We start from the raw sequence: 25,855 nt of genomic DNA on the forward strand, positions 1-25,855 counted from the left end.
ACCAGGGGAGGACGCCACTGTGATCGATCGAACTGGGCTCGCCGACTTCCTGCGCCGCCGCCGGGAGTCACTCCAACCCGAGGACGTCGGTCTCCCGCGTGGACAACGGCGCAGGACCGCCGGTCTGCGCCGCGAAGAAGTCGCCACGCTCTGCCACATCTCCACCGACTATTACAGCCGGCTCGAGCGAATGCGCGGGCCACAGCCGTCCGAGCACATGATCGCCTCGATCTCGCAGGGCCTGCACCTGTCCCTCGACGAACGCGACCACCTGTTCCGCCTCGCCGGGCACAACCCGCCCGCCAGAGGCCCGGCCAGCGAACACATCAGCCCCGGCCTGCTCCGCATCTTCGACCGGCTCACGGACACCCCCGCCGAGATCGTCACCGAGCTCGGCGAGACACTCCGGCAGACCCCGCTCGGCGTCGCACTCACCGGCGACCTCACCGGCTACACCGGCCCAGCACGCAGCATCGGCTACCGCTGGTTCACCGACCCCGCCACCCGCGCCCTCTACCACCCAGACGACCACGAACTGCACTCCCGCGTCTTCGCAGCCGGACTACGCGCCATGGTCACCCTTCGCGGCCCCGACTCACGAGCCGCGCACCTCATGAACCTCCTGCTCGCCAGCAGCGCAGAGTTCCGCACCGTCTGGAACGAACACGAGATCGGCATCCATTACCACAACGTCAAACGCTACGTGCACCCCGAGCTCGGCGTCATGGAACTGACCTGCCAGACACTCCTCGACCCCGAACAGTCCCACATTCTCCTTGTCTACACCGCCGACCCCGGCAGCGAAAGCCATGAAAAACTACAACTCCTCTCCGTCATCGGAACCCAACGCATCACCCTGCAAACGACTCCGGACGTCTGACCGCCGCATCTGTCGACGAGCGGTCTAGTTCAGGTTGACCTCGCCGAATTGCCCGGTTCCGGCGGCGGCGCCGGTGCGTTCCCCGACTGTGGACGCCCGTGACACGCGATCGAACGACCTTGGAATATTAAGGTCCTCGTGTCTCACGTTTCTGGCCGGCTCGGATGAGTTCGAGGTCACTTATGGTGTCGGTTTCGCAGGCAACAGCACGCACGCGGAGAGTGCTGGAGGTCTAAGATGTCGCCCGTGGGCACGCGGCGGTCCTGTGGAGACCGGACTTCTTGGATCGGGGCAGCTACGCCCTCCCGGTTCAGTCGCCGGACGGCGTTGCCCAAGACGACAGTCACTGTTGCTGGCGGCGATGCAGGCGCACAAAATGGCAACAGGTAGATAGCAAATATTCTCCCCTTGGTAAGCAGTCCAGTGCTCCAACCCCAATCTTGGGCGCCTCACAGCTTTTGTCGCTGCTAGGTGAATCAACGCGCTTCTTGGTCGACCTGCGCAACACAACGTGCTCGACAGCTGCGGTCAGCGTGCTGATCGATGGCGTCGTGCGTCACGTCAACTGTGTTCGGGCGCAGGGGATCCGGGTCAGCGCGTCGACATCCGCGACATACGTGAAGGCCCTGAAACAATTCTGCGTGCTACGGTGAGAGGCCCGGATTCGCGTGCCGGATCAATCCGGCCAAAAGGATGAGCCTGTCTTGCAGAGAGCGAACGGGCGACGTGCGCCCTCTACGGTCTATCAGTCGACTTGTCCAGCAGGATACAAGTGAGCCTGGAGGTGCACGTGCGCCTGCCGTGCTCGTCGTTGATCACGATCTCAAGGGTCACCGTTGTCCTGTGCTGAGTGATGGGCCGGCACACCCCGGTCACGAGCCCCTCCGCCACCGACCGGTGATGCGTGCAGGACAGCTCAAGTCCGACGGCCACCTTGCCGATCGTGTCGGCGTACAGCGCGGCCGACAGGGACCCCAGCGACTCGGCCAGGACGGCATTGGCGCCGCCGTGCAGCAATCCATAAGGCTGCAGGTTGCCCTTGACCGGCATGGTTCCGATCATCTCGTGCATGTCCCATTGGGTGATCTCAACGCCCATGCGGACTGTCAGCAACTCGCCATCGGACACCGCCGAATCGAAGATCATTACGCCTCCCGCCCCTCACGAGCTTTGATCTCTGGCACGTCATCGCGCAGTGCGCCGTGACCGCCGACCGCTCTACCGAACGGGTGGTCAGGGCAAGGCCGGAAGGGACAATGCCGCGTGCCGGACGTGTTGCTCACAACCGGTTCACCGCGGTTCTGGAACTGCACGATTCGCAGCACCTGGGTATGCATCGGCACTCCGGTCGTCAGCGGCGAACCAGCACCCTGAGCGCCGAGCGGGGAGGCTGGTTCGCAATCTGGGGAGCGCCGCGACGTCGACCACCGCGACCAACACCCCGGCGCTTCCACGGCGAGCGGTCACAGCGGAACCGGGACCGTGGCGCGCGAACCCCCAACGGGAAGCCGCCTGCTTGATCACGCTTCGGTGGTGCGGTGTGTTGTCGCACCTTCCAGCCGCGCGGACGGATTGCCGACATGACACTCACCTGCGGGCCACCGCCTTCGATCGCATCAAGAACTCACTCAGATAGCCGTCGTGGGGAAGCCCTGACCGGTACCAGTACGTCGGCAGGTCGCCGATGTGCACGTTGCTGATCGTAGGATCCCGGACTGCCGCGTCGATGAGGTCCTCGCGCTTCGTGATCACCGTCAGCACCAGAGACCCTCGTGCAGGCGTGATTCCGTCGGCCGGACTCCATGGCGCGATCCAGACGCACGGGAAGGGCAACTCGATTCCGGCTTGGCTGGCACGCGGATGGTCCACGACGTGCACGCTGGGCCGGAGCGCAGCGCTGCCGTCTCCGAGGGGCGCTACGACGTCGTCGGCTCCGAGCACCGCACGGGTGCCGCGAGCCTTGCCTCGGAGGAAGGCCGCGAGGCTGCTTGCCGCTGCTTCCACCGCGACCGGAAGGGTTGCGTCAGGGTTTTCCGGTGGCAGCGTGGCGTGCAGTGCCAGCCGGGAAGCGAGGGCGTCGGCCAACTCGGCAGGGTTGTGCTCGGTCAGCACCGCGGTGGTGTTGATGCACGCAGTGCCGGCGTGGTGCGTGATCGAATCGAGTACGACGTCGAGGTGCGGTTCCCAGGGTTCGTCGCGGGTGAGAAGGATTTTCGCCCTGCCCGGCCCCTGGACCAGGACTCCCGGATGGGCGGAGTACTTCCGGACCACGTCGTCGCCACCGTAGACGATGCTCAGGTCGGCCAGGGCGAGTTGTTGGTCGACCTGAGCATGTGTCGTCGGTAGGAATGCCAGCCGGTCATGGTCGACACCAGCGGCGTGCAGTGCGCTGACGAGCCTATGCGGTGTGAACGGCTCCCTTGTGGACGGTCGCACCACGACCCGGTATCCGAGGGCCAGAGCCTCGAGCCAGAACACGTGGATGGCCGGGTGGTTGCCTGCGGCGACTACGGTCAGCAGATCACCTCGACGGCACCACAGCGGCCCTTCTGACCCGATCCCGATGCCGCGCCAGTCCGGCACGGCACCGAGCGGGCATCCGGCGCGTACCGACCAGGAGAGGTCCGCGGCGGCGCGTTCAACAAGGTGTGCCGCGTCGGTGACGACCGAGAGGGGCAGACCGGCGGTTCGGCTCACCATGTGCAGGTAATCCGCAGGAGACAATCCGGCCACGGTTTCGTGCGCGAAGATCCGCCCTGCGTGTTCGATGGCGGCGACCAGCTCCGCAGCAGGCATTTCGGGTGCTGACCGCAACGCGGCCATTGTGCGGTTGACGTGTGCTTGTGGCACCAGGCTGAGCGCGGCCACTGGACGATCCGACACGTCCCGGACGATCAACGGGCGCAATGTGCGGCATGAACCGTTCGGGCCGGTGGCGTCCAAGGGAAACAGGTCGTCAAGTCCTGCCATCAATAGACCCCTTCGATCACGGCTTCATCCTCGAAGGACTCAACCGGCGCCACGTCGGCCACGGCGTCGCCGGGCTGCCCTGGCAGCGCCGCGACTCGTAGTGCCGTGTCGCGTTCGAGGTTGTTGGGCAGCAACAGGCCTCGGCTCACGTGGTTGACCAGGACTCGGCCACGTTGCCCGTACTCGACCGGCTGTTCGCTGCTCGGGTCGACCACGCTGAACGTGAGGTGCAGACTGCTGCTGTCGAACACGCACGGATCGGAATCGGGCAGATCGGGTCGTTCCTTGGCTGCCACCAGAAACGTGGTGCTGCCGTACGCGCCGACGATCTTCTTGCCGGGAAAGAGTTCCGTGCGGTAGTAGTGCCGGCTTTCGGCGTCCATGTGCGTGCCGCCCCAGAGGATCGCGGAGATCTTCTCCTGGAGCAGTTCCACGAACCGCGGCCGGCCCGCGATGCGGTCGAGCACCGGCGGAGACAGCAGAACCACGCTCACGTCTTGGCTTTCCAGCACGTGCTCGGCCTGATCCACAAGGTGTTCCGAGTACTCGGCCGCACTCGCCGTGTTCCCGGCCGCGATCAGCTTCTTCACCCAGCGCGGGTCCATGTCGATGGAGAACTTGAGCCCGCCCATGTTCACGGCCTCGTAGTCGGTGAACCCGCCGATCATGTGCGGCCGGCCGGGCATCATCGCGAGCCAGTTGCCGCCCGGTCCGATGCCGTGGCCACCCAGATCGGCCTTGGCGATCGAGAGTGCTCGGATGAGCCAGTCGCGGAAGAAGAGGATGCGTTTGGGGGCGCCGGTGGTGCCGCCGCTCTCGAAGACCCCGACGATGTCGGGGTTGCCTCCGTACCCGCGCGGGACGAGGTCCTTCACCGGGACCGTGCGCAAGTCGCCGGCGACGTTGGGGAACAGCCGCAGGTCTTCGAACGACTTGACGTCCCGCAGCGGATCGAAACCGAGTCGCGGAGCACGGTCGAGCCAGAAGGGTGATCCGGTCTCAGGGGAGAAGTGCCATCGCATGGCGGCGCGAATGAACTCGTCGTGGTTCGGGACCGTCTCAAGCGGATAGTCAAGCAGGTCGGTGGTCGACATGTGTCTCCGTTTTCGATCAGATGGGGTTCTCGGTCAGCGCAGGACGACCGTGAGGCTGCCGAGACGGCGCATGAACTTGCCCGGGCGCCAGTCGGCCAGCTCGGGCAAAGTCGCCAATCGGGTCTGCGGGTAGCGCTGGAACAGCAGGCGCAGCGCGGTGGCGGTTTCAAGCCTGCCCAACTCCGCGCCGAGGCAACGGTGTGCGCCGTGCCCGAAACCGAGGTGCCCGGTCGTGGCACGCAGGACGTCGAACACGTCGGGCTGCTCGAACCGCGCCGGGTCGCGGTTCGCCGCCGCGGGGGAGATCAGCAGCAGTTCGCCCGCGGGGATGGTGACTCCGTCCAGTTCTAGTGGAGCCGATGTGTAGCGCGGCGGCACGAACCGGAACGGCGACTCGTAGCGGATGATCTCCTCGACCGCCGCCGGGAACTGTTCGGGCCGGTCAAGCAATATCGCCAGTTGGTCGGGATGGGTCAGCAAACTGAACGCGCCGTTGCCGATGGCGCTGGCCGGCTCCATCCCCCCGACCATCAGCAGGATGTAGGTGGAGACCAGTTCCTCTTCGGTCATCTTCGCTTCTTCGTGCAGGCGCAGGAGCCGCGTGCACAGGTCGTCACCGGGGGCGGCACGTTTGGTCGCGGCGAGATGCTTCGCGAACCGGTGCAGTTCTTCCGCCGCCCGCTCGATCTCCTCGATGACCGGCGATGTGATCATTTCCGACTCGGTTGCGGCGAGCAGGTTCTGTTCGTCGGCAGGGATTCCGAGCAGCTCACAAACGATCGTGCCCGCGATCGGACGGGCCAGCTCGGCGGCGAGGTCGACCGGGCGTCCGACCGGTAGCGTGTCGAGCAGGTCGCCGACGAGTTTTTCCACTCGAGGACGCCACTCTGCCAATCGCCTGGGCGTGAACACGTTGCCCACCAGCGAGCGCAACCGATGGTGATGCTCGCCGTCGCGGTCGAAGAAGCTGCGCCGAGACCCGTGCGGAAGGTGCGCCCGGCGCTGCACTCGGATGAGGCAGTGCGTGTTGATCTCGCGGCGGTGCTCGACGAGGTCGCGCAGCACGGTGGGATCGGCGAGGATCCGGCGCACGTCGGCGTAGCGAGTGATCGCCCACATCCGGTAGCCGTTGTTCTCGATGGCGAAGGCGGGGCCGGACTCCCGCACTGAGGCCAGCGTGCCGTAAGGGTCCGCCATGAGATCGCTCATCTTGATCCGGCCCAGCTCGGCGGGGATGCCGCTGTCCTCACGGGTGGGGATCATCGGAGTGCCTCCTTGTCGTGGGGTGGAGGGTTTCACCAGGTGACGGGCATCGACCGCGGTCCGCGCATGACCTGGTCTTTCCAGCGCGGCTCTCCGGCGAGCCGGAGCTGCGGCAGGTTCCGCAGCACGGCGGCGAGCGCTTCCTGCAGCTCGACGCGGGCCAGCGACATACCGACGCAGTGGTGCGCCCCGTGCCCGAATGCGAGGTGGCCTCGGTTGCGTGGACGGTCGAGGTCGAAGCTGTGGGGAGCCGGGAACACCGAGGCATCCCGATTGCTCGCCCCGAGCGAGACGATCACCGGATCACCCGCTCGCACGAGGGTTTCGCCAATCACGACGTCCTCGAGCGCGTAACGAGGCATGGTGCCGGCCCCGGCCATGAGAGGGACGAACCGCAGCAGTTCGTCGACAGCGGCGGAAACCCGGTCCGGCCTGTCGCAGAGCTCGTCCCACAGCGCGGGCCGTTCGAGCAGGAACAGGATGAAGTTCGGAATCTGGGTCGAGGTCGCCTCGTAACCCGCGAACACCAGGTTCGCGGCCAGCTGGACGAGCTCGTCCGTGCTCAGGCGCTGCTCGTGGTCGCGGGCCCGCAACAGATCGCTCAGCAGGTCATCTCCCGGCTGGAGTTGACGTTCGTCGATGAGGCCGGCGAAGTAGTCCTTCAGCCTGGCGTTGCGTCTGACGACCTCTTCGGGCGGCAGCACGGTGGTTGACAGGTGTGCGTCGCTCCACTCGCGGATCTGGCGCCGATCCTGCGCGGGCACGCCGAGCAGTCCGGAGATCACACCGAACGAAACCGGAAGCGCGTACTGCTCCACGAGGTCGGCGGGCGGTCCGGCGTCGATGAGCGAACCGGTCAGTTCCTCACACAGCGTTCGGACTCCATGACGTTGTTGTTCCGCACGGCGCATGGTGAGTGCACCCGAGATCAACGAACGGAGTCTCGTGTGGTCAGGGGGATCCAGGGACAGCAGGCCCGCCTCGTTCACCGACTCGGACTGCCGGGGGATGTCGCGCCCCTTCGCCGCGGCGCGGCTGAACCGCGGGTCGGAAAGGACGAACCGGGCTTGGTCGTGGTCGGCGACCAGCCAGGCCGGCGCGCCGAACGGGAGCTGGACCTGAGTCAGTGACGGCTCCGCGCGTATCCGGTCGTACTCCGCCGACACCGTCAGTGAGGTCCTGCTGTTGAAGGGATAGCGAATGGGTGGTGGCAACGGGATGACAGGGCGCAAGAGCCCCGAGTCGACGTCTTCTGGACGTACCAAGCCTCCAGAGAGGTGGTCCGCAGCGCCTGTGACTACGGCGGGCAGCAGCGTTGCGACGTGTTTGACGCCCGCATCGACCGTGACCACCACGACGTCCGAGGATCGAACCTCCGCGGCGAGGCGGGCGACGGCACAGTGGTGGCTCTCGGCGTCCGCTGGTTCCCAATCATGTCCGAGCACGCCGATGAGCCGGCCACCGGCACCCAGCGTTTCCTGGACCAGCCTGCGGACAAGAGCTTCTGTACGGGGGAATGGGGTGGCGTAGACCACTACGTCGACGCCGACCCAGCGGTCTTTGATCGCGGCGAGAGCGTCGGCGTGGTCAGGATCGACTACCGCTGTCTCGAACTCTTCGCGGTCGAGTCCGAACCGCCGCAGGACCAACTCTCCTCGTTGAGAACTGAGCAGGAGCACGCGCAGCGGTTCGGGCTTACTCGCCTTACCCGTGGCGGATCGCGGGATTTCCCGGACGCGCTGGATCAACCGGATCTTCTCGTACGGCGCGACACGCTCGGCAACGTGCGCCGCGAGAACACCTAGCGGTAGGTCAAGCGGGGCCACGACGAAGGCCTTCGGCAATTCACCGGCTACGGGATCAGGTTCACCCACCACGAACACGTCCACCACCGCGGGATGGGCGATCAGGATCTTCTCCAGTTCCGCGGGGGAGACCTGGTGCCCCTTGTACTTGATCAACGACTTGAGCCTGCCGACCACGTGCAGGAAACCCTCTTGGTCCAGGACAGCGAGATCGCCGGTGCGGAACCACCCGTCGCCGGAGGCGTCCAGGCAATCCGGTGACACCTGCGGGCTGCGCAACAGGAGCTCACCCACGGTCCCCGCGGGCACGTCCTCGCCAGAAGCTGGGTCGGCGAAGCGGGCGTCGGTGCCGGGAAGGACGATTCCCACTGACCCCGCAGGGGTGATGCGGTCATCCGGTGGGAACGAAACGCACCCGGCTTCCGTCATGCCGAATCCCTGCACGACCGGGCGACCGAAGGCCCGCGCGCAACGGTCCGCGGCTGCCGGCGCCAGTGGAGCACCGCCAGAGACGATCAGCCGCAACGCGGGCAGCCGAGGATGTTCACGCAACGCCGCGAGCTCACCGATGACGCTCGGCACCAGGTAAGCCACGCCCACGTGCTGGTCGCGGAGAAGTTGAACGTAATCGGTCGCACAGAACCGCGACTGACCGATCAGCAATGTGCCACCGGCGCGCAAAACCGGGTTGAGTGCCATCTGCATGCCGTAGATGTGACGCAGAGGACCGACGCATGTCACGACCTCGCCTTCTCTGAGGCGATGGACCGCGTCGATTTGTGCCAGACCCGCCACGAGATTGTGGTGGGTCAGCACAGTTGTCGTGGGCCGCCCAGAGGTCCCGCTGGAGGACAGCAGAACCGCCGGACGTTCGCCTCCCAACGCCGGCGTCTGATCCGTCGCGGGCACCAGAGAGGTGGTCCTCTCCCACTGCACGGTGCCAGTGGGAGACGTCTGTCCGATGCAGATCGTGACCGCGATCGACTTCGGTGGCTGGTGCCACAGCGACGTGTCCACGATCAACGCCTGCGCGCCGTGCTCTTCCAGTTCATCGGTCCAAACCGGAACGGTGGCCAGCGGAGGCAGTGGGAGTACCAGCCCGCCCGCGGCGAGCACACCGAAGTAGGCGATGACGAACTCCGCGCTGTTTTCGGTCAGCACAGCCACGACGTCGCCCTCGCTGACGCCTGCTGACCTCAAGGTCGCGGACAACGCGGAGACGGCGGAACGCAGTTCGTGGTAGGTCCACCGGCGCTGGACTCCACTTGAAAAGTCCACAATGGCCGTACGCTCTCCCGGTGTTCTTGTCCCGAGGACGTAATCAGCCACGGAGATGTCACCCGGATCGACGAAAGGGATCGCGAGTTCATCTGTCGCTGATCGCATCGAGCACCACGTCCTTTCCTCTCGACGAGATGGTCAGGCCAAAGGGAGCTCGGAGGTCACGACGACGTCCAGTGCGTCAGCGGCTGCGCGGACGTCCTCATCGAGCGGCCGGTCCTGGATGAGTGGCGGTACCACCTCGGAGATCGCGCGCACCAGGGCGGAGCATCGGGGGGACAGCGCCCTGTCCGGCCGAAGGTGCGCGGCTTGACGCAGGGCGACAGCAAGACTGCCTTGCAGCCAGCGCAACGACCTCGCCTGCTCGAACGCAGTCAGCGCGGCCTGGGTGCCGAAGGGAACGATGTCCTGGTTGTGCAGGTTCGTGGGAAGGCTTTGGATACTCGCGGGAACACACGCTCGGCGCATCGCCGCTACAGTCGCGGTCGCCACGAGTTGCACCCCTTGAACCCCGTGCTGTTCGCCCGGCCGGGGCGACAGCATCGGTGGCAGGCCGCTGTTGCGCACGGGGTCCACCAGCAGGTCCAGCTGCCGCTCAGCCAGATTGCCAAGTTGAGTGGCGATCATCGAGAGCAGGTCACCAGCGAACGCCGACGGCTGTCCGAAGAAGTTCCCGCCGTGCCCGACCAGTTCATGATCGGGGAAGAACAAAGGGTTGTCGCTCACGCCGTTGAGGTCTCGCAGCACCACGGTTGTGGCCCAGTCCAGCGCTGAACTCGCAGCGCCCGCCAGCTGGGGCACGCATCGGATGCTGTACGGCTCCTGCAACGGCCGGTCACCGGATGGTTGGGAACCCTCGAGCCAGAACCTTTGGCGTGCTCCGGCTTGTTCGGTTTCCGAGTGGCCGAACGCGGCCAGTAGTGGCGGAGCGAGGAAGGTCGAGTTGGCACCTAGGGTGTCCGCGAGCAGAGCGCTCAACGCGAGCGTGTTCTCGTAGGAGCGCCGCAACGATGCGGCAGCCAGGCCTGCCGCCGCCGCGGTGACCGATGTTCCGTTCACCAAGGACAACGCGTCTCGCCCGGTGAACGCCAGCGGCTCCAGATCCGCTTCGGTGAGCGCGACATCCGCTGGCAGTTGCTCCTCGCCGACCCATGCCTTGCCTACCCCGCGCAGGCATTGCGCGATATAGGCCATCGGAACCAGGTCACCGCTCGCGCCCACCGACCCGATGGCCGGCACCACTGGGGTGAAATCGGCCTGCAACGCGGCACGCAGTGCCGCCAGGGCCGTCGGCGAGATGCCGGACAGTCCATGCGACAACGACCAGACCCTGGCCAGCATCGTCGCCCGGACCACCTCACGGGGCAACTCCGGACCCTGCCCGGCGGTCAGGTGCTGTAGTGCGTTGTCGCACTGATCTTCGGCGGTGGCGCGTCCGGTGAAGGTGACGAGTGGGCCAAAACCGGTGGTCGCGCCGTAGATCGGGAGATCGCCGGTCAGGTGAGTGGATACGAAGTCGTGGCTTCGGGATACCCGCTGCGTCGCCTCGCGGTCCGGCGCCAGGACGATCGGCCACCAAGCGCTCTCCAGCAACTCGAGCGACAGGTGTCCGTTCGTGTTGACCACGGTGGTTGCTGGGCCTGGAATCATCGCATCTACCGATCTTGATTGGCTTTGATCCGCCGGCGGGATGGACGGTCTTGTCAATACCGCCGTCATGTCTGTGCACGCCTGCGCCCGAGGACGTGGGTTTCAAAGGAGTTCAGCGCGTGAGAGCATTGCAGGCACATTCTCGGGCGTGAGCGCGACCATTTGCCGAGTCATCAGTCGAGTCCCCGCTCGGGATAGCCCATCCGCACAGCGGACACCTTGTTGAGTCGATCTGTGATCTCAGGAGGAAGGTCGAGGGACTCAGAGGACAGCGACGCGGAAAGTTGTTCCGCCGTCCGAGCTCCCACGAGCGGAGCGCACACACCGGGCCGGTCACGTACCCAAGCGAGCGACACCTCGGCGGCGCTCGCGCCCAGTTCTTTCGCGCACTCCACGACCTCGGCGACGATCCGCGCCAGATCGGGATTCTCGGCGTAGCCCTGCACGTACCACTGGTAGAAGCGGCTGTCCTGCTTGCTTTTCGGCACACCGTCCAGGTATTTGCCGGTGAGCACCCCCCTGCCCAGTGGCGCCCACGGCAACACAGCCATGCCCAGATTCCTCACAGCCGGTCGTACCTCGCGGTCGATTCCTCGTTGCACCAGCGAGTACTCGACCTCGACCACCGAAATGGGAGTAGCGCCGCGGAGCTCCTGGATCGTTGCCGCCCGCGAGGTCTGCCAGCCTGAGTAGTTGCAGACACCTGCCGCCCGCACCTTGCCTGCGGTGACCGCCGCATCGATCGCCGCCAGCGTCTCCTCGACAGGTACCTTTCGATCCCAGGTGTGCACGAGCCACAGGTCGACATGATCGACTCGCAGGTTGCGAAGAGATTCGGTGAGCTCCGTCAGCATCCGCTCTTTTGAAGCGTCGACGGAGGGCGGCTTCCCTCTCACCATGCCGGCTTTGGTGGCGATCACGAAGTCGTCGCGGCGGAGGTGCTGCGTGAGTGCCCGGCCGATGATTCGTTCACTCTCGCCGTCACCGTAAATGTTGGCAGTCTCGATCAACGTGCCACCCGCGTCCGAGAACTTCCGCAACTGCGCAACTGAATCACTGTCGTCACCACTGAAGCCCCAGGTGGCGGTGCCGAGTCCGAGTCGGGAAACCTGAATGTCGCTGTTGGGAACCTTTCGCTTCCGCATCTCGCTCCGTTCGTCATGTCGATTCGCGGGCACGATTGGTCGCCCGCTGAAGGAAGAGGAGGGCTTCCGTTTCGACGGGTGAATCGTGACGCCGTTGTCAAGGGCTCGCGAAGATTCTGATCGTGCGACGTTGGTTTCGGTGTCGTTCAGCTGGTTGTGGGACGCTTTCGTGCCACTGTAAGTCCGTCCGCAAAAGGCAGAAGCACGGCCTCGACGCGATGGTCGTTGTGTACCAGCTCGTTGAACTCGCGAATCGCCTTGGCGTTGCCCTCCGCCTCCGGGTGAACAGCTTCGCCTGCGTAGAGAACGTTGTCGGCCAGAATGAGCCCGTTGTCGGCCATCCTCGGCACCAGCAGGTTCCAGTACGAGGTGTAGTTGATCTTGTCTGCGTCGATGAACGCCAGGTCCACCTGTGAGGTGATGGGCCAGTTGGTGAGCAGTTGGGCAGCTCGCCCGATGTGCTGACGAATCCGGTCCGCGACTCCCGCAGCGCGCCACGCCCGATCTGCGGTGGCGGCCCACTTGGCGCTGATGTCGAACGTGTGGACCGTGCCGCCGTCGGGCAAGTTCCGTGCCATCGCCAATGCCGAGTATCCAGTGAACGTGCCGATCTCGATGACCGTTCGGGCGCGCATCGTGGCGGTCAGAAGCCCGAGCAGCACAGCTTGCTCGTGTGGGACCTGCATCTCTGCGACATCGCCAAGCGCCATCGTCGTGTCGATCAGCCATCGCTGCGCCGCAGTCGGGGGAGTCGTGTGTGCGAGTGCGTAGTCGACGACGTCCGATGTCAGTCGAACCCTCTTGTCCACTTGGGACGAACTGTAAATCGTCGTACTGGTCATCTCGGAACTCCTGTGCGGAGAGGAGTAAAGGCGAGCACCATGTCGCGGAAGACGGTCGTGATGTCGTCGGGCAGCATCGTGAGCACCGATGCGTACTCGGCTCGCTGGATGGGATGCTGTTCGAGGTCGAGTAGCGCCGTCTTGGCTCGGAAGACAGCTTGAAAAGCGAAACTGTTCTCGGTCACAGCAGTGCGTTCGACGAGGAAGTACTTGTCGAACAAGTCTTCTTGTTCTGGCAGAGCGCCCTGTCCCGCCCGTTGCCCTGACGCCTTGAGCAGTGACTCTCCCTCAGGCACCAGGATTTTGGCGATCCGCATGTGGACGGTGCGGTTGGTCTTGACCGCCTGCTTGAGCGAACTGCCAGGCGGAATCGCGAGTTCGTGCAGCAGCCGCGACACTCGCGTGTAGTCGCGAGCCCACACGCCGCTGAACCCCGGATGTGCGTGCGCCATGCTGGGGCGGATGATGGCGCTGTAGAGATTCTCGCCGCAGCTGCCCGCATAGATGAACAGTGCCGTGTAGCGGTGGTACCAGCTGGCGGCTTCAGCCAGATCCTTGTCGGTCGTACCTTCGCGGGCCATCCGCCAGAGGACTCCCGCGAGCCGGCGCCACACGCAGTAGGCGATCTGGTGACCGAGCAGCCAGCGCAGAAGGGCACGATCTGCCTTGGTGTCCGGCAGCTGCAACGAGTTGCGCTCGATCGCGGGACGTCGGTCGCTGGTGGCGAACGGTTCATCATGCTGAGGCACGAAGAGTAGGCCCAATGTTCGTCGCACCGAGGTTTCGGCCGGGACGAGCATGCTTGCGCTCATGGGCGTCATAAGCACTCCCGATCCTGTTCAATGGCGGAGGTTGGGATGGCAAAGCGCTCGCTGTGGTCGGAAATGTTGCGTTCTAAGGAGATGAGCCCTGCAGTCAGCTCCGAACCTGTGACACTTCGGTCAGAGGCCGGCCAGCGCCAAGTCGTAGGTCCGGGTCGTCACTGTCGTCAGTGTGCGAGTTGTGCCTGCCCGCAGTCGCCGAGTAGTCAGGGTGGCTGGCGCGTTGCTGATGTCGGACACTGTTGCGATGAGGGAGCCTCACAACAAGCGTCCGTTCCGGCTGCTGGAACGCACTATTGGCAGCGGGTGCGGTGGAATTTTGTGAACCCACGGCGAGCGCGGTGCAATTGATCAGGGATGTTGGCGGCCACGGATGACGGCAGCGTTGCTTGCTGGTGGTGGCTCTTCAAACCGCTATGGGCGGCTGCGTATCTGGGCGATGCCTTGGGTGGCGTGCCAGACGTCGTCGCGTTCGCAGCAGAGTTGTGCAGAATGTTTCATGGCTCGCAGTCCGCAGAAGCGTTGGACTGGTTGCGGGCGGCGTGCCCTTGGCCGTGAAGCTGACCGGAGCCAACCGCAACGACGTCACCTCGCTGATACCACTGCTCGGACCGTCCCGCCGGTACGTGGCCGCCCCCGGTGCAGGCTCGACCGGCTCTACGCCGACCGGACTACGACCTCGGTAAGTACGGCAAGCAGCTCCGCGCCAGGGCATCCAATTCGCTCAGCACCTGCGCCACGGCGTCGAGCAGGGGGCGTACGCCGCTGGGGGTCATCGAGCACCCTGTCGCTGCTGCGCTGGCCCCGCCGCCCGCGGATCCGCTCGGAGATTCGCGACGACGTCCACGGAGCCTTTCTCAACCTCGCCTGCTCGATCATCTGCCGGCGGCGCCTCCACGCCACCAGTCATCGCGTCAGGACTTCCGAGGCTCGATCGACAGCGACGGCGACGTGACCTGTAGTGGCTGCTCACACCTCGTGGTGACCAGGGATCCCGTTGTCAAGATTCCCAGAAGTCACTGGTCAAGCGTCCGGGCTGTGGACTGGACCGTCTAGTTCCACAGGCACTGCGGACCTGTGGAGCACGCAGGTCTGCGGAGTTCCGCAGTTACACCAAATGTTCCTCTTCCTACGCTCGCAAGACGCGATCACTCAAATGGAATAGGACTGACGAGATGACTGAGGAGCAGGCAGATAGGTCACCAGAAGCCGAGGTGAGTGCTATGACTGATGCTGAGCGTCCGGCACCATACTCGGCGGCGACGAAAGTGCTGTCGGTTCTGCAGGGGTTCGCCAGCCATGACGGAGCGATGTCGCTCGGTGCGCTCGCCCTCCAAACCGGGCTTCCCAAGACAACGGTCCACCGCATGGTCGGGTTCTTGCGGTCGGCAGGGTTCGTCGTGATGGTTGACAACAGGTTCCTGCTCAGCTCGAAGGTGACGGACCTGTCTGCTGCGGTGCCGGCCGGACTCACGGCGAGTATGCGGGAAATTCTTCTGCCAACCTTGACAGAGCTCTACGAGCTGACACGAGAAGCGGCGCAGCTCGCTGTTCGCTGCGGCAACATGGTTCGCGTTGTGGAACGGGTGCACGGCCGTAACTCCACCGGTGTGGCGTCCAGGTTCCGCACCCCGCTGCCCCTGCATTGCACCGCGCCGGGAAAGGTCCTCCTCGCAGGTTCCAAGGAGCTGACGGCCGCCGCGTGCGCAGGTGGACTTGAGCCTCACACGGCCGTCACCATCACGACCTCAGAGCGTTTGTGCGCCGAACTCGGCAACGTGCGCAGGTACGGCGTCGCGTTCGACCGCGGTGAATGGTGCTCGGGAGTAACCGGTGTAGCGGCGCCGATTTGGGGTCCCGGCCGGGTACTCATGGGTGCGATTTCGGTGATGGGCCCCGCTGACAGACTGCGAGCCGACGCTGTCGCCCCAAAGGTCAGCAAGGCGGCCGGCAACGCCTCCAAGGAGCTGCAGGCAGCCAAGATCTTTTTCAAGCAGTGGATTGCGAGCTGATCGTTACGGGCTCGGACAAGCCTAAGCACAGGGACTCTCAGAAGGGGCGGTACGCTGCGCAGTCGATTGATCGCACCGCACGCGAGGCGCACCCGTCGGCTGGTTCGCACGATCTGTTCCCGGCGGATTCTGGCGGTCAGCACCCGGTCGCGTTTTTGAAGAGAGTGGACGATAGTTGAGTGCGCCTACGCACACCCAGCTTTCGGTAGATGTTCGTGAGGTGGAACTCGACAGCTCTCCTGGACACAGAGAGCTTCACCGCGACCTCATCGTTGGAGTTGCCGGCGGCGACGAGCTCGGCGACCCGGAACTCGCGTGGCGTCAGCGGGAGCGCCGTCGCGGCGGGAAGAATGCCAAAAGACTTGGACTGGCCTACCGCTTCCTCAGGAAGTTTCGCGAGTGCAGCGAGTGCAGGCATCGCGCCGCATTGCTCGCCAAGCAGCTTCGCCTCCAGGAGATTTTCTCGCGCAGCCTCACGATGCCCGTGCTTCCACCTGGCGGCGCCGAGTTCGACGAGCACTTGACACCGCAGCGACCTGGCCGGCGAGTTACGCAGGATCTCCTCTGCCTCCTGAAGCCAGGGGATGGCAGCAGGCCCGCCTGTCACAAGGCCAACGGACAAGAGGGCGCGCGCAATGCTCGATGGGGAGGTCCAACGTCTGGCCAACTCGAGTTCCTCCAGGACCAAATCGAGCGCTTCCTGCCTGCGGCCCAAGCGGAGCTGAGCGAGCGCAGCATAAGATCGCCACGGGAGAAAAGCCGGGTTCGACACCCCCCATGAGCTCAGACGTGCACCGCACTCGAGTTGATCAGTCAGAGCGCCATCTACATCACCCAGCTGCAGGCGCAGGATCCCCCGAGTATGCAGCAGAAAGGTGTGTTGCCAGCTGCGCGGAAGTGGGCTGACCAGACCTATCGGCTCGAACAGGTCGCGTGCTTCTCGTAGATCCCCACGATCGATCAGCGCACGGATCAGCACTTCTGTCGTGAAAACCACAAGGCAATGCTGAGGACGCGTGTAGGAATCTTGACATGCAGCCACGGCAATTCGTGCATCAGAAACAGCTTCCACGATCAAGCCGCGCTGCCGGTTGATTTGCGACCGCATGGCGCGGCTCAGTGGCGACATCAAACCGAGCCCCAGTCTGTCGGCCTCGGCCATGGTCTCATTGCAGTAACGGAGCGCAAGGTCGAACTCATCAGCGCAACGGAGGGCGTCAATTGTCGCGACGATGCACCCTGGATCATCAATTGTCTGCCCGACGCCACCCGAGAGAGCCACGAGAGCAGCCCTCCGGCTCAGATCGAGATACTTTCCCCTGATCATTGCCACCTGGGCAATCAGCGAAGCGTGCTTGGACGCGTGTGCACCGCCTTCCTCTTGCACTGCGTCGAGGTCTTCGGGTTCGACCTCGACTTCAGCGGGTACTGGCGCTGGCGCAGTCACGCGCAATGCGAGTCTCAGGTGATGCGCGATTCTCGGGTTTGCCGAATCCATCTCGGCAATGGCCTTGGACAACACCTCATTCGCTTCGTCATAACGATTGTCGATATAGAGCAACTGGGCGCGCCGACACGCAACCTGTGTGAAAGCATCAGGATCGCCGGGATCCCCCGAAACACGGTCGAGGTGTGCCAGGGCTTGGAGGGGATCTGAATAGTCCTTAGTGATCCCCAGTTTGGCCAGCAGATCGTTTCGCAGGGCTGTAGGGATGTCTTCGTGTAGCGCACGCGAAAGGAGTCCTGCTGCAATGGCTGGATCACCTGCGGCGATTGCGCTTTCCGCCGCTTTTTGCAACACCAGGGCGGCCCAGACACCCAGGGATTCAGTGGTTTGTTGGATGTGCTTGGCCATCAGAGCGTCTGGTGCCTGCATTTCACGCAGGTAGCGCACCGCTCGGGCATGCATTTGATCTCGTTCCTCATGCCCGACGGCGCTAGTCACCGCTTTCTGAACGAGCACGTGCTCGAAAGCCGGATTGTCACTGTCTGCATTGAGAAGCCCCATGTTGATCAGCTGCAGCACGTCGTCTGCGACCTCGGGAACACTCATCCCTCCGACGGATGCGGCCAGATCAAGCGCGCACGGCTCCAGGACAGCGATAGTCTTGGCGAGTTGCACGAGTCGCGCCGACTGACGATTGAGCCGGGCGAGAACGCATTTTCCCAACCCTTCGAGTGTGAACTCCTGAAGATTGCTTGCTGTCGCGGTTTCCGGCGCAGCGGACTTATGGAGCATCGACCGGAGCAACTCGCTCAGAACGAAGGGATTGCCGCCTGTCGCCCTCTTGCACGCCTCGACGAACTCCGCAGTTGGCGCCTCGCCGAGCAGATTCTTAACGTGCGATTCGATCGTCTCGGGAGTGAACTCCGCCAGTCGCACACGGTCAGCGTGCATTTCAAGCTCAGCAACCAGGATCGGGTCTTCCGGCTGCGCACCTGACATGCGGCTGATGACCACGACAAGAGGAAGCCGGGTTGGCCGTCGTCGCGCTAGATAGTTCAGCCAGCGGACGGTAGGAAGATCAGCGCACTGCAGATCGTCGAGTATCAGACAGAGCGGCCTGCGGCTGGCCGCCGCGACAATTAGCCTAAGTAGCCTTTGGAATACTCGATGATCCTCCATCTCACCACGAGCATCCAGTGGATCAACGGCGGCTCTGGCTACCGGTTCGTAAGTCAACGGGCTGACAACACTTGGGTGGTCCTCCGTTGTTCTTTCGCTGAAGTCGGCAAACGCTCCTTCGAAGAGTTGCTGAGCCACGCCGTAAGGGATCTGCCTTTCGGCTTTGGAGGCGGACGCTTTGCCGACTTGGAATCCTAGACTTTCGGCCATCTCGGCGACTGCGTCGAGCATTGCGGTTCTGCCTATTCCGAGTGCGCCCTCAAACAAGACGAAAGCAGGCTTTCCTTTGCTTGCGAGTTCCAGCAGATGACGAACGCGATCCAATTCCGCTTCTCGTCCGACCAGACCGGGTGCGTTCGCGGACGTCTGAGGTTGGTTGGCGTGCGAGGTCACTGCGCGCTCCGGCTGTCGTTGGGCTGTTCAAAATAGGGGTAGTTAGGTAGGCGGTTTCGTGGTCGTAGACAGTTGTGCAACACCAAAGGCCGTGTTGATCATCTCCTGTTCCGCTGAAGGGAACGACTGACGGTCTGCTTCGCCTGGTCCGTGTTTCGCTTCCTGGCTCGGTCGCACAACACATCCTCGAGCTGGCGCCGCGATCTTGCAGACCGGGCTGTGCAGACGGGCTCGAGAGAACCGTGTCGGGTCGGATGCGTCAGGGGTCGGCAGCGGCTGCTTCCTCGATGGGCCGCGCCGGTCTTGCTTCCACGGCGATATCGCAGCTCCGTTGCGCCCATGTGACAGGTGCTGCCAGGCAGGCGGCGCGCGGCCGGCGGCACCACCTCGATCGTCGCGAGGTCGGCCGGCCCGGTGCAGGAGGGCCACGGCAGGCCCTCGTCGCTGTTCATCCGGCACTCCTTTGTGATCTCACTTCATAGCTGATGAAATAGTCAACACCGGGTCGCGGTGTGTCAACTGGCCTTTAGGCTGGGATTCAGTACAACGTTGATGTATTCATCAGTGTTGTGATGCTGTATACTCTGTTCTGTGGTAGCTCCTGAAGGCACTCAGGCATCCCGGATGGACCGGCGGAAAGCGCGTACTCGCAAGGCGCTCGTCGACGCCGCGCGTGCGTTTCTCGCTGAGGGGTGTCGTGAGGTCAGCATCCAGGAGATCACCGACGCCGCGGACGTGGGCTTCGGCTCTTTCTACAACCACTTCACGAGCAAGGAAGAACTGTTCGCGACCGCCCTCGTGGACGTGCTAGAGGAGCACGGCAGGCTCGTGGACCAGGCGACCTCGGAGATCGACGATCCGGCCGAGGTGTTCGCAGCGTCGGTTCGGCTGACCGTGCGGATGGCCGACACACACGTCGGGCTGGCCAGGATCCTCGCCGGAACCGGAGTGTCCTATCTGGATTCCGAGCAAGGACTCGCTCCGCGTGCGCTCCGCGACATCCAGCACGCCATGGACGCGGGCCGCTTCCGGGTCAGCAACCCGTACGTGGCCTTGGCGAGTGCGGGTGGCGCGTTGCTCGCGCTGCTTCACCTGCGGCTCGCGCATCCGGACCAGGTGCCCGCCGACGCGGGTGACGAACTCGCCGAGCAGTTGCTGCGGACGTTCGGGATGTCGAGCCGCTCCGCGCACGCTGTCGCGCACCGGCCATTGCCGGAGTTCTCGCCGCTCACCGTCTGAACCAGCGCCGTCGTCCGGGATTGTCGACGAGGGTCGCGATCGTCGTGCCGGCCACCGCTGCCGGAGGACCGGCCAACATCACGGCGGGACCGGTATGGCAGGTGTGGTAGGGGAAGTGTCCTCGCCGCCACAGTTCGCCGATGTCGGTCAGAAGCGTCGTTATCGCGAATCCGAGCAGCAGCGGCAGCATCGCTGAGAAGATCTTGACGTAGCCGTGCGGGTCATCGTCGGCGCGGTCGGGCAGGTGCCGGTCGGCGGCAACACGGCCCGGATGGCTGATCAGCCGCGGTGGTGATCCCCGGCGAGAAGGAGACCGTGCCGGAGCATCAGGAGCCATGGCCCATTCAGAGGCGGCAGCGTGCAAGATCTCCCAGACCGTTGACGTCAAGCGATGAACCTGCGATGCCGGCCTGGCAATGCGCCAGACGTGACCGGAGAAGATTTCGCACCACCACGAACGATGCATCAGCCCGGGTAGTGCGGCGAACCAGAACCGGTCCGGCGGCTCCTAGCGGACCGAGCCGACCAGTTGGCGGCGAAGCGCTGAGCTTCTCATGCCGCAGCACGAGAAGCTCGTCCGTCTCTGCTTGCCACGGAACAGCGCCGACGTGGTGGGCAGCAACTTCCAAGTCGCCTTGTACAGCAGGGACACGAGTCACCTGAGCATGCTCGCCGCCTGGGAGAGACACGCCGCCACGCTGCGGTGACGACTTTCGAGCGCCACAGGATCCTGACGGGCGGCTGCGCGGCATCCTGAAGCGGTACGCACGGACCTCGTCGAAGACGATTTCTTCGAAGGCGGGCCAGCAGCGCTCCAGCGTCGCCCGTCTTTCCTCCGGATCGCAGGAGATGGGGTTGTAGCTGGAGCCTCAGCCGGGAGCGTGACCGGTCCCCGACACCTCGAGGCCGTGATCGTCAAGCAGCCACTGGACCGACCCGCGGCGAGCCTGTGTCAGGAAGAGCGGATAGCGCGCGCCGTGATCCCGATTTCGATTCGTCGAAACCCAGGGGAGCAAGGCACTTCATGGCTCCGTCGAGCGTGTACAACGGGATTCAGCTGCCGAAGCTCGGGCAGAATCAGCTGTGGGATCCGAGCTTGATCACCGCGCGGTTCCTTCGCGAAGATCGAGTGTGTGATCAGGCCGGGTGGTGCCCGAGTAACCAGCTGAGGTGCCGGGCGACCGGGGCGATGTGCGGCGGATCCACCACGGACAGGTGGTGTGCACCCGCCACGGGCACTACCTCCAGCCGCGGGCAGAGCACGTCCCAGCCCGCGCCCAGATCGGATCGGGCGTAGCGAGGTTCCAATTCCTGCGCGGGGCCGAAGGGCTCCAGAGCCCGGTACAGCACGACCCGGCCGTCGTACGGCCCCGGCGGCGTGAGCTCTTTGGCCAGCGAGTCGCGAAAGAATTGCTCTTGGTGGCGCAGCGAACCGGCGGGCATGACACCGGTGTCGGCCAGCCTCCGCACGGTCAGCTCAATCTGGGCCTCCTCGGTCAACGAGGCGAGTTCATCGAGGGACAGCTCGACCGACGTGCCGTAGGTCTGCTCGATATGACGCGAGAACCTCAGGAACCTGCGAGCAGTCGACACGAGCGGATCGCCCTCGTGCGACAGCGGGATCATCGTGTCCAGCAGCGCGACAAGCTCGACCTCCTCGCCCCCGGCCATTAGTGCGGTCGCAACCGCGTATGCCGTCGCTCCTCCGAACGACCAGCCAGCCAGGCGGTAGGGACCATGCGGTTGTGCGGTACGAACCAGCGGCAGTAGCCGCGACACCCGTTCGTCGAGGCTGGTGCCAGGCACTCTCTCGAAGCCCAAGACCCGCAATGAGGCGGGCAGAATGTCCACAAGGGAGTGATAGGCCGCGCACGTTCCCCCTCCTGGATGGAACAGGAGCAACGGAGCCGGGTCTTCGCCGCCTTCCGTGAGCACCCGCACGGGGTTGTCCTCGTTCTGCTGGTGCGACTTCTCCCGCACCAGGTTCGCGAGCGCGGACAGGGAGTCGTGCTCGAGTATCTCCGCTCCGTCCAGGGCGCCACCGAATGCGGAGTTGAGGCTCGCCGCCAGCCGCTCTGCCAGCCGGACCTGCCCGTCCTGACCACTCACCCTCGCCGACAGGTCCGCGGCCTCGGCGCCGGTGTGCTCGCTCCACAACCGCATGATCAACCGATCGGTCTCGTCCAGCGCCTGCGGCCTTGCCGGTGACCTCGTCGCCGTACGAGTTCCACCAACCAGGTCGGAGAGCGAGGCGCCGCGCAGGAGCTCGGCCGACTCGACTTCAAGCCCGAAGTCGCGGTGCAGTGCGGTGCTGATCTGCCACGCCATCAGCGAGTCCAGACCGAGGTCGATCAGGGCGACGTCACGACGCACAGCCTCGATCGGCAGGTCCATGACAGCGGCGATCGTGTGGACGACATCTGTGGTCGTGGCCACTGTGTTTGCCTCCGACCGCACCGGTGCGTATCGCCAGGACGCGGGAGGCAGGTCCACCAGCTGGCCGTGCCGATCTCCCGGCGCCACCTGCACTCCCGCGCAGTACAGCGTCGCGAGCGCGGCGCGCATCGCCCTGATCTCGTCCCTCTCCCGGCACAGTGACCCTACGACCACGTGGTCGTGCACTCCCGCCTTCCGCAGCGTGAGGGCGACCGAGCTGCGGAGCACCGAATGAGGTGCGATCTCCAGGAATACCCTGTGACCGTCGGCCGCGGCCGACTCGACCGCGGTGCACAGCAGGACGGGACGACGCATATGGGCGGCCCAGTACTCCGGGCAGAAGGTCGGCTGCTCAGCTGGGTCGGTCCACACGGTGTCGTACCACCGGACAATAGGAGCGGATCCGCGCAGACCCTGCAGCACGGCGGGAAGCCGCGCCGCCGCCGGTTCCACCGCGGAGGAGTGCGCGGCGAAGTCCGCGAGCACCCTTTGAGCGCCGCGTCCGCGTCCCTGCAGCTCCGTGACCAGGTCGTCAAGTCGATCCGCCGAACCGGACACGGTCACCCTGCCCGGCGCCAGGTCCACGGCGAACTCGACGCCGAGGCAGTCCTCTACCTCCTCCCGGGTCATCTCCACCACCGCCAGTGCGCCCATCGGCAACTCGCTGATCAGATGTGATCTCGCCGCGACCACCGCGACACCCTGTTCGACGGTGAGGCCTCCGCTCACGACCGCCGCGGCGACCGAGCCGAGCGAGTGCCCGATGACGGCGGCCGGGCGGACGCCGAGCGCCTTCCACTGGGCCACCAGAGCGAGCTGGAGGCCGAAGATCGCCGCCTCGACCTCCTCCAGGGACCACTCACGGGACGTGTTGATCAGGTCCCTGAGCGTGCGTCCGAAGTGCTCGCTGAACAGGCCGCCGAGCGCGTCCACGGCATGGGCGAAGACCGGTTCCGACGCGAGCAGGTCCCGTCCCATACCGTGCCATTCGCTGCCGTGGCCGGAGAAGACGAACACCGGGTCGGCCGGGCGGGCCGTGAAGCCGGTGATCTCGTTCGACGTGAGTCCGGTGGCGAGCTCGGCGACGTCCGACGCGAGCACGGCCATCCGGTGCTCGGCGCCCTCGTCTTGGCGCACCAGCGAATGCGCCACATCGGCCACATCCGCCTGCTTCCCCGCAGGCGATCGCAGCCAGTCCGCGAGTTGGGCCGCGCGGTGCAGCAAATCGTTCTGTGACGGTGCGGACAGCACCGCGAGCCTCGGACCTCCGGTGTACGGCTCTTCCGGCTCTTCCAGGATGATTTGGACGTCGGGCTCGCCGGGGGAGGACACCACGGCGGTGGCCCGGCCGGCGTGACGAGGCCAGCCGGCGCCCGCGCGGCTCAGCTGCAGGACGATCGCGGTGAAGCCGGCCAGATCGGTGCTTTCCCGGCGGTCGACCTGCGCGGGCGCGGCACTGGTGACGACCGCCAACACGCGGTCCTCGTCACGACGCGCGTCCGCCCACCGTTTCAGGAGAACGACGTCCGCGCCGGCCCCCGTCATCTCCACCCCGATGACGACTGCCACGTCGACCACACCCGCCGCGAGCGCGTGAATCGCATCTTGAGCCGTCGCCAGCCCGGACCGGCCTGACAGGAACGTTCCACCGTCCCACCCGTGCTGTTTGGCCAGAGCTTCGACGAGACGGACTCCCGCAGCGAAGGACGCGTCCGAACTCCCGACAGACGTCGAGATAGCGGCGAACACACGAGCGCCTTCAAGCGCGCTGGGCTCCGCCGAGGCGATGTCGAGCGCCGCCGACACCGCCTCGGCGATCTCCGACCGCCGAGTTCCCACTCCCAGTACGGCCACCGGAGCGAACATGTTCGTAGGTCCCATCACACGTACGCGCGTTCCTGCGCAGGGGATGCGGCCGCGAGGGCGTCGACCTCGTTCTTGATGCGCGTCAACGGATCCGCCGCCTTGTACTGGGCGCGGAGCACTTCGGCCCGTTTGCGGAAGGAGTCGTCCCGCAAAGTGCGCTCGACAGCGGCGCGCACGGCAGTAGGCTCGGGCTGTCCGGTGCGCAGGTTCACCCCGGCACCCGAGGCCGCCACCCGTGCAGCCACCTCGGGCTTGTCCTCGGTCTCGCCGGCGACGACCACCGGAATGCCGTGCATGAGCGCCGTCTGCACGCCGCCGTACCCGCCGTTGGTGACGAACACGCTGGTATACGGGAGCATCACATCGTAGGAGAGGTACTCGGCGACACGTGCGTTCGGCGGTACGACGAGACCGTCAGGTACAGGCCTGCCGCCGAAGGTCGCCACCACCAGCACGCCGGAGTCCGCCAGCGCCTCCAGAGTCGGTCCGATGAGCGCGGAGTGGTTGTCGTTGTTGAGGGTTCCCTGCGTCACGAACACGACGTCGTCCGCTTCCAGCACGTCCCCCCACCAGTCCGGTGCGATGAACTCAGCGAGCTGGGACGGAGGTTCAGGCCTGCCGATCACCTCGATGTGGCCGGGCATGGCGGCACGGGGGTGTTCGAGACCCTCCGGCGACAGCTGGAAGTACCTGTCGCACAGCAACGAGTGCGCGTCCCAGTAGTACGGCGGCCTCTCATCTGTTCCTAGACCCGCCATCAGTTCTTCGAACTGATCCTGAGTGGGCGCGAACTCGGAGCGCATCTGGACGTCGAGCTCGCGGTTGCGCCGCACACCGGACGGGGTCGCGTCAGGTTCGAGCCCGTAGCCGAAGGGGGCCACGTCGTCCCCTCCCAGCGCCAACACGGACACGCCGATCCCGATGGCGCCGGCCGGGCGGAGCCCAGGTGCGCCGAGCATCAACGGCCAGGTGCCGTGGAAGAACGCGTCGTGGACGACCACCGCGTCTCCGGCGTCCTCCACCGCGAGAACCTCTTGCACCGCCTGGAACTGGTCCGCGATGGCCGGGATGAAGATGTCGCGGGCGGCCACCTGCACCTGCCGGTGGCCGGGTGGTGTGGTCTTGAGCGCAGGGAAGGTCTCGAGCGTGCGGTTCCCGTCGAACGCGGCCGCGCCGCGCAACGGGTGGAACCGCACACCGGCCGTGCCGAGGACCGACCTGAACAGCGGTTCGAAGGTGGCCGCGCTGATGACGGTCAGGCGGTGCCCGGCATCGAGCAGACTCCTGCCGATCGGCAGGAGTGGGATTACGTGACCGGGGAACGGCGCGGACGCCAGGACGACGTGTGCCATTTGATTCCTCCACTGCGAACGAGACGAAAGCAAGACCAGCCCGCCCCTGATGAACGACAGCTTGTACGAAATGTTCAGGTCTTGTCCAAGACTGTTTTCTGCTAATTAATGCTATTCATCGAGAAACTGCTCACTTCCGCAGGTTCCGCGCGGTGGAGCGAAGCTATACAGACTCGCCTG

Annotated in this window: 16 protein-coding genes; 3 read left to right on the plus strand and 13 right to left on the minus strand. The window is 65.1% G+C overall.

Features of this window, described 5'->3' with window-relative positions; all coding sequences use genetic code 11:
- Nucleotides 1–19 precede the first annotated feature (19 nt).
- Nucleotides 20–880 (plus strand): helix-turn-helix transcriptional regulator, encoded by an 861-nt coding sequence (locus ACRSBM_RS16895; protein WP_434444360.1) that lies wholly within the window; start codon nt 20–22, stop codon nt 878–880.
- A gap of 735 nt (nt 881–1,615) precedes the next feature.
- Here the strand turns inward: ACRSBM_RS16895 and ACRSBM_RS16900 are convergent.
- The 9 genes from ACRSBM_RS16900 to ACRSBM_RS16940 form a co-directional block, all read right to left on the minus strand.
- Nucleotides 1,616–2,026, minus strand: a complete 411-nt coding sequence (locus ACRSBM_RS16900; protein WP_434444361.1) for a hotdog fold thioesterase — start codon at nt 2,024–2,026, stop codon at nt 1,616–1,618.
- Nucleotides 2,027–2,467: 441 nt separating this feature from the next.
- Nucleotides 2,468–3,850, minus strand: a complete 1,383-nt coding sequence (locus tag ACRSBM_RS16905; RefSeq protein WP_434444362.1) for an aldehyde dehydrogenase family protein — start codon at nt 3,848–3,850, stop codon at nt 2,468–2,470.
- On the minus strand, nt 3,850–4,944 hold the full coding sequence (locus ACRSBM_RS16910; protein WP_434444363.1) for a phenazine antibiotic biosynthesis protein: 1,095 nt from the start codon (nt 4,942–4,944) through the stop codon (nt 3,850–3,852). Before ACRSBM_RS16910 ends, ACRSBM_RS16905 begins: the two co-directional genes overlap by 1 nt.
- 33 nt (nt 4,945–4,977) lie before the next feature.
- Nucleotides 4,978–6,207 (minus strand): cytochrome P450, encoded by a 1,230-nt coding sequence (locus tag ACRSBM_RS16915; protein WP_434444364.1) that lies wholly within the window; start codon nt 6,205–6,207, stop codon nt 4,978–4,980.
- Nucleotides 6,208–6,239: 32 nt separating this feature from the next.
- Nucleotides 6,240–9,341: a cytochrome P450 gene (locus ACRSBM_RS16920; RefSeq protein ID WP_434444365.1), complete on the minus strand. Its 3,102-nt coding sequence runs from the start codon at nt 9,339–9,341 to the stop codon at nt 6,240–6,242.
- A 90-nt stretch (nt 9,342–9,431) separates the two neighbouring features.
- The gene (locus ACRSBM_RS16925; protein WP_434444366.1) at nt 9,432–10,919 is read right to left on the minus strand and encodes an HAL/PAL/TAL family ammonia-lyase; all 1,488 of its coding nucleotides are present in this window, start codon (nt 10,917–10,919) and stop codon (nt 9,432–9,434) included.
- Between the two features lie 197 nt (nt 10,920–11,116).
- Complete coding sequence (locus ACRSBM_RS16930) at nt 11,117–12,088, minus strand: aldo/keto reductase (RefSeq protein WP_434444367.1); 972 nt, start codon at nt 12,086–12,088, stop codon at nt 11,117–11,119.
- Nucleotides 12,089–12,234: 146 nt separating this feature from the next.
- Nucleotides 12,235–12,930, minus strand: a complete 696-nt coding sequence (locus tag ACRSBM_RS16935) for an O-methyltransferase (protein WP_434444368.1) — start codon at nt 12,928–12,930, stop codon at nt 12,235–12,237.
- Nucleotides 12,927–13,751, minus strand: coding sequence for a hypothetical protein (locus tag ACRSBM_RS16940; protein ID WP_434444369.1), 825 nt, complete (start codon nt 13,749–13,751; stop codon nt 12,927–12,929). Before ACRSBM_RS16940 ends, ACRSBM_RS16935 begins: the two co-directional genes overlap by 4 nt.
- A 1,223-nt stretch (nt 13,752–14,974) precedes the next feature.
- Here ACRSBM_RS16940 and ACRSBM_RS16945 point away from each other — a divergent pair.
- Complete coding sequence (locus tag ACRSBM_RS16945; protein ID WP_434444370.1) at nt 14,975–15,763, plus strand: IclR family transcriptional regulator; 789 nt, start codon at nt 14,975–14,977, stop codon at nt 15,761–15,763.
- 136 nt (nt 15,764–15,899) lie between these two features.
- On the opposite strand, the gene ACRSBM_RS16950 is transcribed toward ACRSBM_RS16945, so the two are convergent.
- Entirely contained in the window at nt 15,900–18,782 is a 2,883-nt protein-coding gene (locus ACRSBM_RS16950) for an ATP-binding protein (RefSeq protein WP_434444371.1), read from the minus strand.
- 624 nt (nt 18,783–19,406) lie between these two features.
- Between ACRSBM_RS16950 and ACRSBM_RS16955 the strand changes: the two genes are divergently transcribed.
- Nucleotides 19,407–20,021: a TetR/AcrR family transcriptional regulator gene (locus ACRSBM_RS16955; RefSeq protein WP_434444372.1), complete on the plus strand. Its 615-nt coding sequence runs from the start codon at nt 19,407–19,409 to the stop codon at nt 20,019–20,021.
- Here ACRSBM_RS16955 and ACRSBM_RS16960 read toward each other — a convergent pair.
- The 3 genes from ACRSBM_RS16960 to ACRSBM_RS16970 form a co-directional block, all read right to left on the minus strand.
- Complete coding sequence (locus ACRSBM_RS16960) at nt 20,011–20,487, minus strand: hypothetical protein (protein WP_434444373.1); 477 nt, start codon at nt 20,485–20,487, stop codon at nt 20,011–20,013. The two genes, ACRSBM_RS16955 and ACRSBM_RS16960, sit on opposite strands and share 11 nt — an antisense overlap.
- A 671-nt stretch (nt 20,488–21,158) precedes the next feature.
- On the minus strand, nt 21,159–24,311 hold the full coding sequence (locus ACRSBM_RS16965; RefSeq protein WP_434444374.1) for an acyltransferase domain-containing protein: 3,153 nt from the start codon (nt 24,309–24,311) through the stop codon (nt 21,159–21,161).
- Nucleotides 24,312–24,337: 26 nt separating this feature from the next.
- A complete protein-coding gene (locus ACRSBM_RS16970) occupies nt 24,338–25,675 on the minus strand; it encodes a nucleotide disphospho-sugar-binding domain-containing protein (protein ID WP_434444375.1) in 1,338 nt (445 codons plus the stop codon).
- Nucleotides 25,676–25,855: the final 180 nt, after the last annotated feature.

The sequence above is a fragment of the Lentzea xerophila genome (genome assembly GCF_051094245.1).
Lineage (GTDB): Bacteria > Actinomycetota > Actinomycetes > Mycobacteriales > Pseudonocardiaceae > Lentzea > Lentzea xerophila.

Bases quoted from the DNA above. Each gene is read 5' to 3' on its own strand.
- ACRSBM_RS16935 (WP_434444368.1), bottom strand. From the start codon at position 12,930: ATGACCAGTACGACGATTTACAGTTCGTCCCAAGTGGACAAGAGGGTT.
- ACRSBM_RS16940 (WP_434444369.1), bottom strand. From the start codon at position 13,751: ATGACGCCCATGAGCGCAAGCATGCTCGTCCCGGCCGAAACCTCGGTG.
- ACRSBM_RS16930 (WP_434444367.1), bottom strand. From the start codon at position 12,088: ATGCGGAAGCGAAAGGTTCCCAACAGCGACATTCAGGTTTCCCGACTC.
- ACRSBM_RS16905 (WP_434444362.1), bottom strand. From the start codon at position 3,850: ATGGCAGGACTTGACGACCTGTTTCCCTTGGACGCCACCGGCCCGAAC.
- ACRSBM_RS16960 (WP_434444373.1), bottom strand. From the start codon at position 20,487: ATGCATCGTTCGTGGTGGTGCGAAATCTTCTCCGGTCACGTCTGGCGC.
- ACRSBM_RS16970 (WP_434444375.1), bottom strand. From the start codon at position 25,675: ATGGCACACGTCGTCCTGGCGTCCGCGCCGTTCCCCGGTCACGTAATC.
- ACRSBM_RS16955 (WP_434444372.1), top strand. From the start codon at position 19,407: ATGGACCGGCGGAAAGCGCGTACTCGCAAGGCGCTCGTCGACGCCGCG.
- ACRSBM_RS16915 (WP_434444364.1), bottom strand. From the start codon at position 6,207: ATGATCCCCACCCGTGAGGACAGCGGCATCCCCGCCGAGCTGGGCCGG.
- ACRSBM_RS16910 (WP_434444363.1), bottom strand. From the start codon at position 4,944: ATGTCGACCACCGACCTGCTTGACTATCCGCTTGAGACGGTCCCGAAC.
- ACRSBM_RS16900 (WP_434444361.1), bottom strand. From the start codon at position 2,026: ATGATCTTCGATTCGGCGGTGTCCGATGGCGAGTTGCTGACAGTCCGC.
- ACRSBM_RS16945 (WP_434444370.1), top strand. From the start codon at position 14,975: ATGACTGATGCTGAGCGTCCGGCACCATACTCGGCGGCGACGAAAGTG.